The organism is Paenibacillus sp. HWE-109, from assembly GCF_022163125.1.
Lineage (GTDB): Bacteria > Bacillota > Bacilli > Paenibacillales > NBRC-103111 > Paenibacillus_E.
Window position 1 is genome coordinate 3923577 of the sequence record NZ_CP091881.1, and the last position, 16714, is coordinate 3940290.

A 16714-nucleotide genomic window follows, 5' to 3' on the forward strand; every position below is an offset into this window, starting at 1 on the left:
CATGGCTAAATTCAAAGCATATACCACAGAGCAAGGTGAACTTCTACCTATCTATTTAAGCGAGTGGGTAACAGATGATCATGAAGTTAGACTTGTCAGCGACATCGTCGAGCAGTTAGACCTATCTGCCATTACTAACAAATACTCCAAGCGTGGAGAAGAAGCCTATCATCCTGCCATGCTGCTCAAACTGTGGTTCTATGGGTATGCGACAGGCGTCTTCACGTCTAGGAAACTTCAAATAGCTACGAAAGAAAGCATTCCTTTTCGCTGGTTATGTGGCGGATACCTGCCAGATTTTCGTACGCTGAGTGACTTTCGGAAGAACCACCTGGATACCCTTCCAGGTTTATTCAAACAAGTCATACAAATCGCTATGGAACTGGGCTATATCTCGCTCGGGCATGTGAGCATTGACGGTTCTAAAATAAAGGCAAGCGCCTCTAAACATAAATCGATGTCACGTGAGCGTATGCAAAAACGCCTCGTTCAATTGGAAGACGAAGTCCGGCAAGCATTGGAGTATTCTGCTACCGAGGAAATGTTGGAGGAACCCCATCCGACGAGTCCTTCCCTATCGTTGGAGGAACGCTATGCCCGCATCGCGCAAATAAAATCTGCGCTGGAGAATTTGGAAGAACAGCGGCCAGCGGAACAGGCCGAATCTCCTCAGAGCGATCAATTTAATTTTACCGATGCCGACTCTCGCATCATGAGCACGCGGAACCAAGGTGTCATTCAAGGCTACAATCCACAAATTGCCGTAGACAGCGATCATGGCTTCATCGTTGGACTTCAAATGAGTAACCAAACAACCGATCAACAGCAGTTTGAAAACGTGCTTCATTCCATGAAAACAATGACAGGAGATAGGCCTCAGAAGCTGAGTGCTGATGCAGGGTATTTTAGTGCGTCCAACATTGCAGCGGCGCTGGAGGCTGAAGTGGATGCCTACATTGCTGCCGATCGCGAAAACAAAAAAAAGAATAATGCCTACGACAAGACCAACTTCACTTATGTACCTGAGCTAGATTATTATCTCTGCCCTGCTGGCAAAGAGCTTACACGGAAACGAACCGTGCATGCGAATGATGCAGATAAGCCAACGACTTGGGTTTATGAATGCAGCGTCTGTAGCGAATGTCCTTTTCGAGACGAGTGTGTAAAAAGTAAAACAGGGAAGCGTTCCATCACACGTAGCGAGCATGATCCCCTGCGAGAGGAAATGCGAACGAAAGTGCAAAGTGATGAGGGAACAGCCGTTTACCGAATGCGTAAGGCGATCGTTGAACCGATATGGGGGCAGTTGAAGGAGGTTCAAGGATTTCGTCAATTCCATTTGCGGGGCGAGGATAAAGTATCTGGGGAGTTCATACTGCTCTCTCTAAGCCACAACATCCGCAAATTGCATGCGGCGAAGTATCCCAAACCAGCCACTTTGTACAAACGGGAGAGGTCTGCCCGTAAACAAAGAGTGGCTGGATGAGAGGGAGTAGGCTACGGAAAAACCAGATTGAATAGGGAAAAGCTACAAAGCTACACATAAAGAGCACTCATCGTTCAGTTTCACGATGGAGTGCTCTTTTAATTCTTTTCGTCGGACAGACTCCTAGAGACTTTTATCAGCATTCAATCACTACTTTTGAAGCAAATAGAAGCCCCGAAAGACTCCTATTTTTCTCCAGAAATTACTCCACTGTCACATGAGCCAAAATGTTAACAAGTTGCCCAAATGGATCCCTCACGTAGAATCGCCGAACGCCCCATACTTCATCAACCGGTCCGTATTCAATCGAGAATCCCGCATTCACCATGCGCTCTAAAGCAGTATCAACATCATCTACTTCAATAGAAAGATCCGGTGTCGCCGTATCGGAGCCACCCTGAGAAGCAAAACTGATCTGGATATTCATTTCCTCCGAAGAGCCGTATGTCGCAATCCAGCCATGATCCATCTGGATATCAAGCCCAAGAATATCTTGATAGAAACGTTTGGCAGCAGCAATATCATGCGTATGCACATTGGTCACAATGCGTTTAACCTTCATAGAGGATCTCCTTTATAGGCCCGTTATTATTAAACCGTTTTATCTACAAAAGCAACCTGATTCTGCTCAGCAAACTTCTTCAACCGTTGCGCCATCGCCGCTACATCAAAACGATTCAGCATTTGCGTATATACCCAGCGCGGTGATTTACCATTCAGATCAATGATAACTTGTCCCTTGGAATAAACGATTTCTTTAATATTCTCGGGTGTCAAGATAAGTTCTCTCGCCAGCCCGCGCTTCGAAAGGCTTGTCTTACTGACTTTCAAATAAGGACGTCGCACGAAATAAATAAACAAGCCAACGATCAAGTAGCTGCAAGTCGTGTACCAATACATTTTGTCACCGTCTGTTTTCGTTAAAGTTGCTAATAGAAAGAGCGAAACCAAGACGAAAAATGCGGCCAAAATAATACTTCTCCCCTTGAATACTACAGCTCGATCAGGGTCTGTTGAAATCGGAGCTATCCCTTTTTTGGATCGATCTTTGTTAATTTTTTTAGCATTTTTGCTGACCATTCGTTCCCACTTGCGAGACATCCATTTCACTCCTCAGGTTAATAACACTTTTGCTTGTCTTCATTTCAATAATCGAGTGAGCACGCCTTCATACCACTTCCATGGCAAAAGCTGCCTTGCCCAAAGCCCCGCCTTGACTCCGCGACCAATGGCATAGCGCAGCTTGGGACGTGGATTGTCCACGATCCAGGCGATCTTGTCAGCTACTTCTTGGGGATCAGGCGCTGAGGCCGAGACTTTATGCGAGTAGTCCAGCATCTTGCTTAGCCTTAGCCAGTAAGGGGACTCCTCTGTCGTGTGAATGGACTCGAACCCTTTTCGCCATATATCCGTGTTATAAGCTCCAGGTTCGACAAGCACGACCCGTACGCCAAAAGGCTTCATCTCCAAGCGAAGTGACTCACTAAAACCCTCGATTGCAAATTTCGATGTGCTGTATGGCGCATAGCCCGGAAAAGCGGACAGCCCGCTTACACTGCTCACATTAACGATGCATCCTGATTGCTGCTTGCGCATATGGGGAAGCACAGCCTGCGATGCGGCTATGCTGCCGAACACATTCGTCTCCAACTGCGCTCTCCAAGCATGCATCGGCACATCTTCCACATAACCGCCAACAGCAAAGCCTGCATTGTTAATAAGCACATCGATTCTTCCATACTTACTTATGATAGCAGAAACCGCTTGTTCAATCGAGTCGTGTTTCGTGACATCCAGCGCTACCACATCTAATTCACTTTGAACACCTGCCTGCTTGGCACGTTCAAGCAACTGATCTTTTTTGCCCAGATCACGCATAGAGGCGATTACCTGGAACCCTTTCTGCGCTAATGTGATGGCAGTAAGCAGCCCAAACCCACTTGAAGCTCCTGTCACCAAGGCAGTTGGTTTTGTATTTTTATGCATAATTGCCCCCTAGTTCCTCGCGCTTTCCTTCATAATCCCATATTCATTACAGAATGTCGATATAGAGAGAACGTTTAAATACAAAGAAAAGAAGCCCAAGAACGGGCTCCTCCTATTCACTGCTTATTTATTCACATTTGAATTGTAAAGATTCCCGCCGCCTGTTCGGGTATCATTCTGGGCTGTCGTACCTGTTGCTGCGCTTGTGGCATAAACAACGTACCCCGCGGAGTTATCCAAATTAACTGTATTATGATCAAAGGAGTTGTTTGTGCCCGTTACGTAATCCGTCCCGTGTGTCCTAACCTGAAACGCATCTACGACATTCGTATTTCCGTTGCGGTAGCCTTGATTATAACGAACTATCGTATTGACACCTTTTACATCAATGAAGCTGTCTGCGCTGTTCGCGCCACTGATGCCAGTACCGTTAAAAGTACAATACTCGATAATCGTACCACTTGCGCCTTCTTTGACATCAATATGCTCAGCTGTTATACCACCATTGAAATTCGTATGGCTAATCACATTGCCTGTGACGACATGTTCATAATTGGAGCTCGAATCCGACCCGACATAAGCGCCTTCGCCATAGCCTGCTTGATATTTTCCTGTGTCATAAATAAGGGAGTACTCCAACGTATTATAGGAGCTTCCATCACGGAAATGAACACCTTCGTCCCCCACATTGTGGACTTTTACATTATTCAGCAGATTCCTATTGCCATTATCGATAATAATCCCTTTTTGAGCTGTATTCACATCCATATCACGCAATTGCCAATAATCTCCCGTGAGATGAATGCCATAGGAACCATCGTTGACACCTGCCCCTTTGAGTACAGCAGGATTGGCAGCATCGCAGCTTTTCAGAATGATCGGACTGGCAGCAGTACCGTTTTTGTCGGAGAAAAACAGCCCCTGTCCACCTGGATCCCCACTTGTTGCGCGATCCCCATAATAAGTACCTGGAGCAATCGAAATGACCGTGCCGGCGGAAGCATTTTTCATTGCATTTTGAATAGCCGTAGTGGAATTCAGTGCATTCGTGCAGCCATTTGGCGTTGACCCTGCCAACGTCGTGGCTGTGATGGTGCTGCTTTGTGCGGAAGCATTGCCTGCGGCATCCTTCGCTTTGATATAGTAACTGTATGTGGTGGAAGATGATAACCCTGTATCCATGGCGGAAATGCCGGCAACACTTGTGATCAACGTGCCGTTCCGATACACCTCATACCCTGTCACAGCCACATTGTCCGTAGAAGCGTTCCAGTTGATATTAATTTGACTGCTCGATGCGGCTGTTCCCGTTACACCTGTCGGCGCAGTTGGTGACTGCGTATCTCCCGGACTTCCTCCTCCGCTGACAACAACCAATTGCGGTTTATTAACCGCATTCTCCTTGCTGTTTAGCGTCGTGTATTTCCCAACACTTTCCTGCAGGGCAAATGAAACCGTATGATCGCTTCCAGCTTCAGCGGCCACGTAAGAGGTCACATCAATTTCATTATACGTGTTGGTTGTATTGATCGAGACACTTCCTGCCGAGCTGCCAACTGCTGGTTTATTCGTCCAGATCAGTCCGGACTGCGTCCAGCTATCCGTCGTCTGATAGGCGGAAAGGACTGTCGTTGAGGAGGCACTTCCATACACGCGTAATTTTGCGCTTGTCACACCGCTTATGCCCGCCAGATCAAATTTGAGAAAAGCATATCGGCTGGCGGAGGCATCATTTTTCACAAAAAGCGATGTCGCTGTTCCAAAATTTGTTGATGGATTGCTCTGGTAGACGTAGGTATCGTCCGAAGGACTAAGCATCGAGGTCGCAGCAGCTCCTGCAAGAACCGGCAAAGTCGTCACCATTAACGTTGAAATCAACCCTATCGTCCACACTTTGCTGCTCAGACGCTTCAAAGGCTTAAACATAATTATCATCCTCTCGTCTTTTTTGATTGCGCTTACAATGATAAGTATAAGAGATCCATTCACTTCCATGTACCAGTCTATTGTTCAGAATTTGCATTGTGTTGCGGTCTTTCACACCTGAAGCCGATAGGCTATGGGAGTCATCCCGAGAATAGATTTAAAAACACGACAGAAATAAGAAGCATTCAGAAAACCAACCTCTTGTGCGATGAAGCCCGCTGTTTTGGTCGTAGTTTCGAGAAGCAAACAAGCTTCCTTAAGTCTCCGGGAAATAATAAATTCCGTAATCGTGCTTCCCGTGGATTCCCGAAATACATGTGACAAATAGAAGGTAGACAAGTGCAAATCCTCCGACATTTGAGTCAAATCAAACTTCTCCTTATAGTGAAGCTCAATCCAATCAATCATTTGCAAAGCCGTATGAGAATAACGCGGGCTAGGCTTGCTCAGCATCCTGTTGTACAGTTCGTTTTCGTAAGGCTCCAGCAGTTGCAGAATCGCTAACAAACACAAAATAAACGACTCCTGATGTCTCGATACAGGTAATTGGGTCAGCTTCTGATGCAATCGCTCCAGCGGTCCAACGATGCCGAGCATTTGCTGCACGACTTGGCTCCGCAAGGGCTGCTTCCATAAAATGTGCAGCCATTTGCGCATTCCGTTAAAAGGCGTCAGTCCAGCATCCAGCAAATAGGGATCAAACATTAGCACAGAACGGACGAAGGGTCCCTGTACGACAATACGATGCATCTGAAAGGGTTGAAATACAAGCAACGTGCCTGGCTGGATATCAAAGAGCTGCTTATTCACTTCCACCTGGCCACTCCCTTCATACACATAGAGGAACTCCATGCATGAATGAGCATGATGAATTTCCCATATTGGTTTCGGGCTTGCTTTATGATGGTTCAAGTGAAAGGGCTCTTTCCTGACATCTACGTTTGTGCTTAACTTCACTAGCTATCCCTCCAGACATGGAATTGTTTGGAAAACAATATCATAGGAAGGCAAGAAATAATTGTAGAAATCCAAGGATCATCTGTGTTTTTCCAATAATGTGGCATAACCCCTTCCCAACCCGCATATCTTCTATAGTTGCTTATTGCTGAAAGCGAGATGAAAGTTTTGCAGAAACATCCACATGACCACGTGAAGGGAAGCTGATTTCGTATTCTTACATTAGAAAAAATCCATTCAATTGAGGCACACTGCCTGAATCCGCAAGATGCTATTATTATTCGATTGCTTGTTGAAGGAATTGAAGCGCATGACATCGTTTATTTGAAAAAAAGCGCTTTGGATGCAGCTAAGCAGTTGTTGACCGTGACCGATTCTTTGGGGGCCAGAAAGCAAATACAGATATCAAAAAGATGTGTGGAATTGTTCCAGCTTGCCTTGGATCAAACCAAGTATATCGTGAACTATGACGAACATCCTGCCAAACATATGACGACCGATTTGCGTGAAAGCGATGATCTCATCAAGGTTGGCATCCGTGATTTCGTGGCTAACCGCAGTTTGATTACCGAAATGGATTCTGTTCGGTTGAGAACCATTTACATGCGGCTTCGCCGATTAGCCGTTGTCTTCTCCACACCCGAACTGACGTATTTAACGACTGTTAAATTGGAAGTCAAACATCTCGCTCTCGTATAGCGATTTATGGAGATAAAAAGGCTATCCCCGTCTTTCCTTGTGAAAGAAAGGGATAGCCTTCGTTGTGATCAGGCTGGGGATGGATATTCCCACACCTGCAGAGCAGCACCGATCATGCCGCTCCAATTGCCATGATAAGCCAGCTCCATGCGAACACCTTCGCGCATGGATGGCATTGTTCTGCGAATTGCCTCGCTTCGGACGCCATTCATTAGACGATCTCCTGCTTCCGCAACTCCGCCGCCGATCACAATCAAATCGGGATTAAAGATATGTATGAATGAAGCCACGGCAGCCCCTAGTGCTGCCATCGTTTCCTCCATGACCTTCGTTGCAAGCTTATCTCCCGCATGCCAGCGTTTAAACACCTCGCGGGAATCCACCTGCTCATCAGGACTTCCCTGCTCCGCCAGCAGCTCGCGCATACGCCGGGCAATATTCGTACCTGAAGCATACTGCTCGAGGCAGCCGATTCCTCCGCATAAACAAGGTACGCCATTGAAGTCTACACTTACGTGGCCAAGCTCACCGCCAGCGCCCCAACTGCCATGAACGAGCTGCCCGCCAACAACGATAGCTCCGCCTACTCCAGTACCGAGCGCCAGACAAATGAAATACTGGGCACCACGGCCCGATCCTAAGTGCTTCTCTGTTATCGCAAGTACATTCACATCGTTATCTACGAAAGTAGGAAGACCAAACTGCTGGCTGAGTAAGTTTCTTAATGGGGTTCCAGCATAACCGGGAATAATGTCAGAGGCTGATCGAACTTGCCCTTTCTGCCAATCAATTTGCCCAGCGCTACCAACGCCAATGCCCTTATAGCGCAAACCCGGCTGCTTAATTTCAACTTCAGTCAACAATTGTTGCAGCGTCATCTGAACACGATCCACCGTTTTCACTTGGCCTGCGCCCGTAGGCATGCTCACATTATAGAGCACTTCACCTTTGGCGTTCACCACACCAGCATTGATTTTGGTACCTCCAATATCTACGCCAATAGCATAATCGGAAGTGGGATCATATAAGGTTGACTCCATCGCTATCCCCTTCCTATCCCTCAAGCTTGTTCAACGCTTGAATATAACGCTCGGTAATTAGCTGGGGCCGAGAGATCGCACTGCCAACAACCACGTAAGTTGCTCCGCAGTTCATCGCTTTGACTGCCTCCTCCGGCGTCCAAATGCGCCCCTCAGCAACAACAGGCACATTCACGGTTTCGGCTAATTGCCGAATCAGCTCAAAGTCAGGCTCTTCCGCTTGCCGACTATATGAGGTATAACCGGATAATGTCGTGCCGATATAATCAACGCCTAATGCCTCCGCTGCCACACCCTCTTCGAAGGTCGAAATATCGGCCATAACAGCGACACCCATCTCATGCGCCCAAGCAATCAACGGCTTGACCGCTGCCAAGCGGCCTTCCCGATTCGTTACATCCAAGGCCACGATGTCTGCGCCAGCCATCACAATTGCCTTCACCTCATCCAAAGTCGGCGTAATAAAAATCTCAGAGCCTTCGATATCTCGTTTAATGAGGCCGATGACAGGCACGTTCACCTCTTGTTTAATCATGAGGATATCAGCTACACCATTGGTGCGAATCCCGATGGCGCCGACACCTACGGCTGCTCTGGCCATTTTGGCCATCGTGTCGCCGCCGTGAAGCGGCTCATGCGGCAGTGCCTGGCAGGATACAATCAGGCCTTTGGCCGGAAAGATTTCACGATAACTGGCCATGATTATTTCATCCCTTTGGCTTGCGAAATAAAGGATAAAATTTGGTCATTCAATGCCTGAATGCGTTCCAAATCGCTGCTCGCGATAGGCAATAGCGGCAGCCTTGGCTCGCCGTTGTCATAGCCACGCAGTTTTAATATTGCTTTGCAAGCTCCGTATAAAGATGGGAAGGATAATAATTCCACAATGAGTTCATTGACAATAAACTGCCATTTCTGTGCCTCTGCCATGTCGCCTTGCACATAGCAGCTTTCAATCTTCAGGAAAAGTTCCGGCATAACGCCATACGTCCCACCGATTCCGCCGTCTGCGCCAATGCTTCTCCCAGCTAAGTACTGTTCATCAGGACCGTTGAGCACGAGGAAATCCTTGCCTCCGGCAGCTTTGAACTGCTGTAATTCAAACGTGCTCTCCGCCGATATTTTGACACCGATGACTTTATCTTGCTGAGCCATTGTGCTCAGGAGGCTTTTGGATAACTGAAAGCCCGTCGTTTGTGGAATATGATAAATAATAAAAGGCAACGATGTGCTATCGACGATGGCTTGCCAATGCGCTTCCACGCTTTGCGGAGATAAACGATAATAAATCGCCGGCACCGCAGATACGGCATGTGCGCCAACTTGCTCAGCATGCACGGCTAGTTCAACACTGTCACGCGTTGCAGGAGCGCCAACATGTGCAATAATGGTCAGTTCTTCGCCCACTTCTGCGATTACTGCTTCAAGCATTTGTTTACGTTCAGCTACGGATTGCAGCATGCCTTCGCCTGAACTTCCGCCAACATACAGCCCTTTGACGCCTGAATTGGCGTAATAACGAGCTAGAGCTCGCGCCGCTGCTTGATCAATCTCCCCTTGCTCGTTGTAACAGGAATACATCGCAATCGTGATCCCTTTGAATCTATCCAAATCATAAGTGTACATATCTGATAGTACCTCCAATTTCATGTTTAACGCCGCAATTACCCTTTAACAGCGCCCATCGTGATTCCTTGTGTAAATGCCTTTTGGAAAATAAGAAAAATCGCAATCATCGGTACAGAAGCTAACGCAGCGCCTGCCATCAGGACCCCGTAATTCGTCATGAATTCACTTTGCGTGGTCATCATTGACACGCCCAAAGGCAATGTCATCATCGACGTGGAGCGAACCATAATCAGTTGACTGAAATAATCATTCCATGAAGCGATGAAGGTGAAGATAGCCAGCGCCCCTAGAGCGGGCTTCAATAATGGTAAAATGATGGTGGAAAATAAGCGGATTTCCGAGCATCCGTCCATTTTCGCCGCTTCAATCAACTCTCCCGGAATGGTTTGCGAGAATTGTTTCATCAGAAACACGCCGAAAGGCCAACCGATAGCCGGAAGAATAAGCCCGTGATACGTATTGACCCAGCCGAAATCCGCCAACATCGTAAAGAGCGGAACCAGGATGACTTGCTTAGGCAGCGCCATAGCCGCAATGAACATCGTGAAGATGATCTTTCTTCCGGGAAATACTTTCTTGGCAAGCACATACCCTGCTGTTGAAGAAACGAGGCATACCGCGATCATTTCAACGACAGAGATGATGAAACTATTCAGCGTCCAGCGCCAAATGGGGTTCTTGAAAAGTTCAAGCCAATTGCTGACGGTTGGTTTCAAGGGAAACCATTCCGGCGGAATCGCCGTAGCGACAGTTTGAATCTTGAAGGCTCCCGTCACAATCCAATAAAACGGAAAAATAAAGACGAGCGTTGATATAAGTAAAAGAAGGGTGGAAAGCACCTTCATCGGGGTCCATTCTCGTTTTAAACTGGATTTACTCTTTTGTCGAATGATTGTCGGCTGTCTTTGCAAATGTGCATTTGATGTCATGTTGGCCTCCTAGTACTCTACATCGCTGCCAAAGTATTTGAATTGAATCGTTGAAATGATTCCGATAACAATCGCCAGAAGGATGCCCATGGCGGAAGCGAGCCCAAAATGCCCGAGAAGGAATGCTTGTTCATACACACCGTACATAACCGTTGAGGTACTGTAGACAGGACCGCCCGAAGTCAGCAATTGAATGAGGGCAAAGCATTGGAACGTATTGATCGTCGTGATGACAATCACATAGAGGTTGGTCGGCATGAGCATCGGCCATACGATTTTGAGGAAAATTTGCCACGGCGTCGCACGGTCAATTTCCGCTGCTTCGATATAAGAAGTCGGAATGTTGCCCAGCGAAGCTACGTACAAGATGATAGGCTGACCTACGGATGTTGTGATTAGAACGGCGATAATCGCTAATAGAGCTGTTCTTGTGTCACCCAGCCAAGATATCGGCTCAAAGCCTAGCATACCAGTCAGATAATTGAGAATTCCGTAGTTGGGATGATAGATCCAGCCCCACACTACCGTAATACTAACGACGGAGGAGACAGCGGGCAAATAAAACACGCCACGGAAAAAGGAGCGGGAGAACTCTTTCATTTTGTAAATATTAACAGCTACAAAGATAGAAAAAACGATGACGATCGGCACAGCGATAACGACCAGCAGTATCGTATTGCGCATCGATTTCAGAAATGTTTCGTTGTGAAATAAGGAAACATAATTATCGAATCCGATAAAATCAAAATTCCGCAATGAATAATCAAAAAAACTAATATAGATCCCTCTTAGCATCGGATATGCGACAAAAACCAGAAAAAATCCAAACGCCGGAAGTAAAAAGATATAGCTCATCAGCCAGTCGCGTATGACGAATTTTCTTGATTTGCTAACCGCTGCTTCCATTTCCTTCTCCCCATTTCTTTCGTTTAATGAAAGGAGCAGCGCTTCTTGCCTGCGCTACTCCTCCCTCCAAATTTCGTTTACTTTGCAACTTGCGCTTTGGCTTTCGTAATCGCTTCATTGGCTTTGGCGGCAAAAGCATCCAGCGCTTCTTTGCCTGTCGCTCCGCCAGTCAATGCACGTTGAAGCTCAGGGAACCAGAACGTACGAATTTCCGCGTAACCGTCAGCAATGGTCGGAGGATCTGTAATGAATTGACGAGCCAGATCAGCGTATTTGTATTCAGGATCATTGTATAAACCTGTTACGGACGTACGTGCTGACAACCCGCCGGTTTGAATCACATTCTTCTTGCCCCACTCTGGATCGTTGACAACGAAATCAATGAATTTCTTCGATGCTGCAATTTTGTCGGCATTGCCGTTGTTGAAAATAGCTAAACCGCCAAGGAATGGCTCAAGCTTTGGTTTGGAACCATCCAGCGTTGGGAAAGGCAGCAGTACATCTTCGAATTGCACTTTTTTGTTGGAAACGTTCTGCGCTTTCAGCACTGGCGAGTAATTCAGCGTGAATGCCAATTTCCCTTGCAGGAACAAATCATTGACATCGGCAGCTGCCAGCGAAGCAGCACCAGCAACGCTGATTTTATCTTTGGTAGCCTTTACAACCCAATCCAATGCCTTGCCTGCATTGTCTGTATTAATGGCAACTTTGGAGTTGTCTTCTGAAAGGAATCGTGAAACCCCCATATTCGCTAGGTAGGCACGTGTACCTTGATCACCTGCTGTACTCTTGGCAAAGAAGCCAGTTGGGATGATTTCCGGTGCTTTCTCTTTCACAGCTTGCAGCGCTTTCTCATATTCAGCCACGGTCCAAGTACGATCCGGCCTGCTTAATGGCAGCAAATCCAGAGCGCCAATTTTCTCAAACACGGTTTTGTTGACCGCCATCATGAAGGGGCCTGTATTCAATGGATACATGACGATTTGATCGCCAACCATCGATTGCTTCCAAAAAGCTGGAGCAATATCATTTTTGACTTCACTTGTAACGATGTCATTCAAAGGAGCCAGCAATTTTTTCTTGCCCCAATCAATAATCCGACCAGGAGCATCATAGATGACGTCAGGCGCCGTATTCGAGGCAATCGCCACATTTAATTTCTGCGGGCCGCCATCGAACGTAATCATTTCCAAGTTTACCTTGATTTCAGGATGCTTTTGGTTAAATGCAGCAATGATTTGTTTTTCGTATTTGCCGACTTCGCCGTCTAATGTTTGGAAATTCGGAAAGTTCCACCATGTAATTTCTGCCGGTTTGGCAGCAGCTTGCGTAGCTGCCGGCTTCGAAGCGTCCGGCGTAGCTGCTGGTGTGCTCTGATTGGCATTATTCGAACATGCAACCAATTGCGATCCTACAAGTGCGACGCCTACTACAGTCATTAAACCTTTTTTCATAGCCCTCATCTAAGTACCCCCTGATATTTTTTTTGCAATAAAGGGAATCTCTCATCCCTTGCCATAAGCATAGTGTAATTTCAAATGTGGTAGAATCCCTGTGTCTTTACTTCCATGGTCGTATTCTGACCTATTTGTTTTTCTAGCATTTACAACCTCGATGCAAGATGATTTTAGGTTATAATTTAGGTAAAGAAAAGAGTAGGTCTTAATCTTCTGGGGGAATTCATGTATAAACTGATGATTGTCGAGGATGAACCACTTATTCGAACAGGTCTTAAACATTACTTTGATTGGCAGGCGCTTGGCGTCAGCCACATCGTTGAAGCCGACAACGGGATGAGCGGCATGGTTACAGCTCTTCAGGAGCAGCCTGATCTCGTGATAACCGATATTCGTATGCCAGAGATGGACGGACTCCAAATGATCGAAATGATTCGTCCCAAGCTTCCGAATACGGTATTTATTATTTTGACCGGTTTTAATGAATTTGAGTATGCCCAAAAGGCTATTCGCTTAGGCGGCGTGCATGCCTTTCTGTTGAAGCCTTTAGAATACGAAGAAAGCGTAGCCACTATTCATGCCTGTATGAAGCAAGTTGCCGAGAATCAACAAAATCTGCGAACCTATGTTGAATTCGCCCAAATGTCCAAAGAAAGCAAGCAGTTCCAAGGCAGTGAATGGATTCAACAACTGCTGGACGAAGAAGAACAAAGCGTCATTCATGAGGATAGTCTGAGCCAGCTCTATGAATTCGAGAGTAACCAATACGTCTATCAGCCATATGTGCTGACTGGTCTACCGATTAATGCCAGTTTCCCGTATTCCCAAAAAACAATGAAACAACAAGCCTTGCAGCTGATCGATGCTGTGCTCGCCTTGTTACATCCCAGCCAAGCAACAAGACAACTTTTAACGTATATGTACAGGTCAAAACTATATGCAATAGCCATTGCAGATGCCTCCAATGATTCGCTTGCGGATGACAACCTGACTATGCAGGTAGAACAACTTGTCCGTGAGGCTGGAAAAGCGACTTCAACGACTTGGTTTCTCGCTATTGGCAAGGCGACAGACGATTTATCCGAAATACGCCCTTCCCTGCATCAAACGGATAAAGCCCTATTGCGGCGATATGCCGGGCCAGATCTTTGCTTATTTATCACTTCTGCTAATGACAATGAAAGCAACGGGAAAGCTCCCGTCATGCTCCTTGATGATCATGACAAAAAGCAAATTTTCACAAGCATTGAACATGCCAACGAAGCTGAAATCAAAGAGCTGCTAAAACGGTTATCAGGAGAAATTCAAAACCAGATGCCGCATATTGCAACTGCCAAATGGTTGTCTTACTTACAGGAAATCATCAGCACGGCAATCCGTTTTGCCAATAAAAACAGTATTCCCTTTGAAGGCGTATACAGTGACAAGCTTTTGAACCTTACATGTGTCGACGATTTCCCAACACTTGACGCCTTGTTCGACTGGCTGGGGGCTTGGATGTCTCATTTGGGAACGATTTACCAACATGGCTCCTCGCTAACCAATCAGCAAGATGTGCTTATTTTCGAACATATCGCATCATTTATTAAACGAAATATTGATCAGGACGTCACCTTGCAGATGGTAGCTGATCGCTTCTTCTACAACCCTTCTTATTTGAGCAGGCTGTTCAAGCGGAAGCTAGACAAGAATTACATGCGATTTGTCACCGAAATCAGAATTGCCTATGCCCAGGAATGTTTGAAAAAACCGGAGTATTTAGTAACGGATGTATGTACGATGTGCGGCTACAAAAGCTATAAGCATTTCGTGAAAACCTTTCGTCTGCTTACCCAAATGACGCCAACAGATTACAGAAAAAAATGGGGATGGTCCTAAGTGTCCAGATGGCAACATTGGAGAAAGCGCCTGCGGATGAAGCATGTCAATCATCAAATTTTCATTCTAATGATCTTGATTATTACCGTCCCACTCTTGCTCATCTCGGTTATTATTTATTTATTCTCGATCCAAGCTGTTAAAAATGAGTATCAAAGCAGTTCTAACTTAATCTTGACGAACTTATCCTTTAACATTGACCAATATTTGCAAAGTATTGAAAAGGGCACGCTCAATGCCCAGACGGACAGCCAGCTTCAAAGCGCTCTAGAGAATTGGACGTTAGATCCCGACAATGGGAACGATCAAAAAATCGTCTATGGCAATATCATTGAACACTTCATTAGTTCGATTGAAATGACCATTAAGAATGTAGACAGCGTGCAAATTTACGCAGGTTCACGCGTCTTCTACTCGACTAATTTCAACCGTTCCGACTATGATGTCAAAGACTTCGCCAATGAGGATTGGTACGTGCAGACCCAGCAGAAAAATGGCGGCATCGTGCTTTTCGGAGCCCACGTGCCTTTTCATCGTGTGAATGCGAAGGAATCCGTCATTTCCATAGCAAGAGTGATTAACAAGGCAGGCAGTAAACAGCCTATCGGGACTATGCTGATTGACATCCGCCTGGATTCCTTGCGGGAAATCCTCAAACTATCGGAAGATAGCAAACGCAATTTTATTATCATCGATGACAAGGGCGGCGTCATTTACAATTCTGACCGCAACCAGGTGATTTCCAATATTTCGACGAACCTGCAGGACCCAACTATTCAACACGTTTTAAAAGAGCAATCGGGCAGCTTTTATGCGCATTTTTCCGCAGCTGACTCCTTTATCAATTTCGTCACTTCCCCCTATTCAGGGTGGAAAGTCATTCAATATATCGATGAGAAGGAAATGACCAAACAAGCCGATATTTTGATCAAAATTGTTCTGACCCTTGCATTTTTATCTTTAGGTACAGCATTATTGTTCATGTTTATTCTGTCTGCCCGTGTGACAAAGCCGATTATCTTGTTGAGCAGGCAAGTCAAATTGGTCGGTCTCGGGAAATTCGATGTGGATCTGAGCAGCGACCGGCAAGATGAATTCGGCGTCCTGTATCAGGGGATTCGCAAAATGGTCGAAGACCTGCAAATCTATATCGAGCGCTCCTCCACAGCCAAGGTCCAGCAGAAAGTCGCCCAATTTGGTGCGCTGAAAAGCCAAATCAACCCGCATTTTCTAGCCAATGTGCTCGAATCCATTCAAATGAAAGCTGTCATCAATGGACAACGTGAGATCAGTGACATGGTTGGCATGATTGGCCGATTATTCCGCACTCACATTCAGACCGGGAAAGAAACGGTTACTTTGCGGGAAGAACTTGAACATATTCGGCTCTATGTGAAAATACAGCAGCTGCGATTTGGGGATAAAATTCAATATACGGAGCGGTTGGATGCGGGCAGCGAATCTCTGCAAGTCATGCATTTCTCCTTACAGCCTTTGATCGAAAATGCCATTGTTCATGGCCTGGAACGTCTGAATGGACCTGGCGTACTTGAGGTATCTACGGTTAAATCGGTGAACGACATGCTCATTATCATCAAAGATAATGGCGTTGGTATCGGAGAAGAGAAACTTCAGCAGACGCGCTTACGCTTATTCCAGCCATCGGATACTCTTGACGAAGAGCATATTGGCATCAAGAATGTGCATGATCGCATTAAGTTCTATTTCGGAGAGCAATATGGCCTGGACATTTATAGCCAACTTGGCAAAGGAACAACCGTTATCATCCGTATCCCTGCTTAAGCCATTACATCATGTGAT

The 16714-nt window shown here is 46.2% G+C and carries 15 protein-coding genes; 4 read left to right on the forward strand and 11 right to left on the reverse strand.

The annotated features are described in order from the left end of the window. Position 1: 1 nt before the first annotated feature. The gene (locus LOZ80_RS16720; RefSeq protein WP_238166762.1) at positions 2-1486 is read left to right on the forward strand and encodes an IS1182 family transposase; all 1485 of its coding nucleotides are present in this window, start codon (positions 2-4) and stop codon (positions 1484-1486) included. Positions 1487-1688: 202 nt separating this feature from the next. On the opposite strand, the gene LOZ80_RS16725 is transcribed toward LOZ80_RS16720, so the two are convergent. The 5 genes from LOZ80_RS16725 to LOZ80_RS16745 form a co-directional block, all read right to left on the reverse strand. Continuing rightward, positions 1689-2048 carry a VOC family protein gene (locus LOZ80_RS16725; RefSeq protein ID WP_238172431.1) on the reverse strand — a complete coding sequence of 120 codons (360 nt, stop codon included), beginning with the start codon at positions 2046-2048 and terminating at the stop codon, positions 1689-1691. A gap of 29 nt (positions 2049-2077) precedes the next feature. Further along, positions 2078-2587 (reverse strand): hypothetical protein, encoded by a 510-nt coding sequence (locus LOZ80_RS16730; protein WP_238172432.1) that lies wholly within the window; start codon positions 2585-2587, stop codon positions 2078-2080. A 39-nt stretch (positions 2588-2626) separates the two neighbouring features. Continuing rightward, positions 2627-3472 carry an SDR family oxidoreductase gene (locus tag LOZ80_RS16735; RefSeq protein ID WP_238172433.1) on the reverse strand — a complete coding sequence of 282 codons (846 nt, stop codon included), beginning with the start codon at positions 3470-3472 and terminating at the stop codon, positions 2627-2629. 123 nt (positions 3473-3595) lie between these two features. Beyond that, entirely contained in the window at positions 3596-5398 is a 1803-nt protein-coding gene (locus LOZ80_RS16740) for a CBM96 family carbohydrate-binding protein (RefSeq protein ID WP_238172434.1), read from the reverse strand. A 111-nt stretch (positions 5399-5509) separates the two neighbouring features. Beyond that, positions 5510-6355 (reverse strand): helix-turn-helix domain-containing protein, encoded by an 846-nt coding sequence (locus LOZ80_RS16745; protein ID WP_238172435.1) that lies wholly within the window; start codon positions 6353-6355, stop codon positions 5510-5512. Between the two features lie 285 nt (positions 6356-6640). Here LOZ80_RS16745 and LOZ80_RS16750 point away from each other — a divergent pair, with 285 nt between their 5' ends. After that, positions 6641-7054, forward strand: coding sequence for a phage lytic cycle repressor MrpR family protein (locus tag LOZ80_RS16750; RefSeq protein ID WP_238172436.1), 414 nt, complete (start codon positions 6641-6643; stop codon positions 7052-7054). Between the two features lie 68 nt (positions 7055-7122). Here the strand turns inward: LOZ80_RS16750 and LOZ80_RS16755 are convergent, their stop codons facing one another. From LOZ80_RS16755 to LOZ80_RS16780, 6 genes are all read right to left on the reverse strand, one after another. After that, positions 7123-8094, reverse strand: a complete 972-nt coding sequence (locus LOZ80_RS16755) for an ROK family protein (RefSeq protein WP_238172437.1) — start codon at positions 8092-8094, stop codon at positions 7123-7125. Positions 8095-8107: 13 nt separating this feature from the next. Next, entirely contained in the window at positions 8108-8794 is a 687-nt protein-coding gene (locus tag LOZ80_RS16760) for an N-acetylmannosamine-6-phosphate 2-epimerase (protein ID WP_238172438.1), read from the reverse strand. Positions 8795-8796: 2 nt separating this feature from the next. Next, the gene (locus LOZ80_RS16765; RefSeq protein WP_238172439.1) at positions 8797-9720 is read right to left on the reverse strand and encodes a dihydrodipicolinate synthase family protein; all 924 of its coding nucleotides are present in this window, start codon (positions 9718-9720) and stop codon (positions 8797-8799) included. A 38-nt stretch (positions 9721-9758) separates the two neighbouring features. Continuing rightward, on the reverse strand, positions 9759-10652 hold the full coding sequence (locus tag LOZ80_RS16770; RefSeq protein ID WP_238172440.1) for a carbohydrate ABC transporter permease: 894 nt from the start codon (positions 10650-10652) through the stop codon (positions 9759-9761). Positions 10653-10661: 9 nt separating this feature from the next. Then, positions 10662-11558 carry a carbohydrate ABC transporter permease gene (locus LOZ80_RS16775; protein ID WP_238172441.1) on the reverse strand — a complete coding sequence of 299 codons (897 nt, stop codon included), beginning with the start codon at positions 11556-11558 and terminating at the stop codon, positions 10662-10664. A gap of 77 nt (positions 11559-11635) precedes the next feature. Continuing rightward, complete coding sequence (locus LOZ80_RS16780) at positions 11636-13021, reverse strand: extracellular solute-binding protein (protein WP_238172442.1); 1386 nt, start codon at positions 13019-13021, stop codon at positions 11636-11638. Positions 13022-13240: 219 nt separating this feature from the next. Between LOZ80_RS16780 and LOZ80_RS16785 the strand changes: the two genes are divergently transcribed. Next, positions 13241-14893 carry a response regulator transcription factor gene (locus tag LOZ80_RS16785; RefSeq protein ID WP_238172443.1) on the forward strand — a complete coding sequence of 551 codons (1653 nt, stop codon included), beginning with the start codon at positions 13241-13243 and terminating at the stop codon, positions 14891-14893. Further along, the gene (locus LOZ80_RS16790) at positions 14894-16696 is read left to right on the forward strand and encodes a cache domain-containing sensor histidine kinase (protein ID WP_238172444.1); all 1803 of its coding nucleotides are present in this window, start codon (positions 14894-14896) and stop codon (positions 16694-16696) included. The last annotated feature ends 18 nt before the right edge of the window (positions 16697-16714 follow it).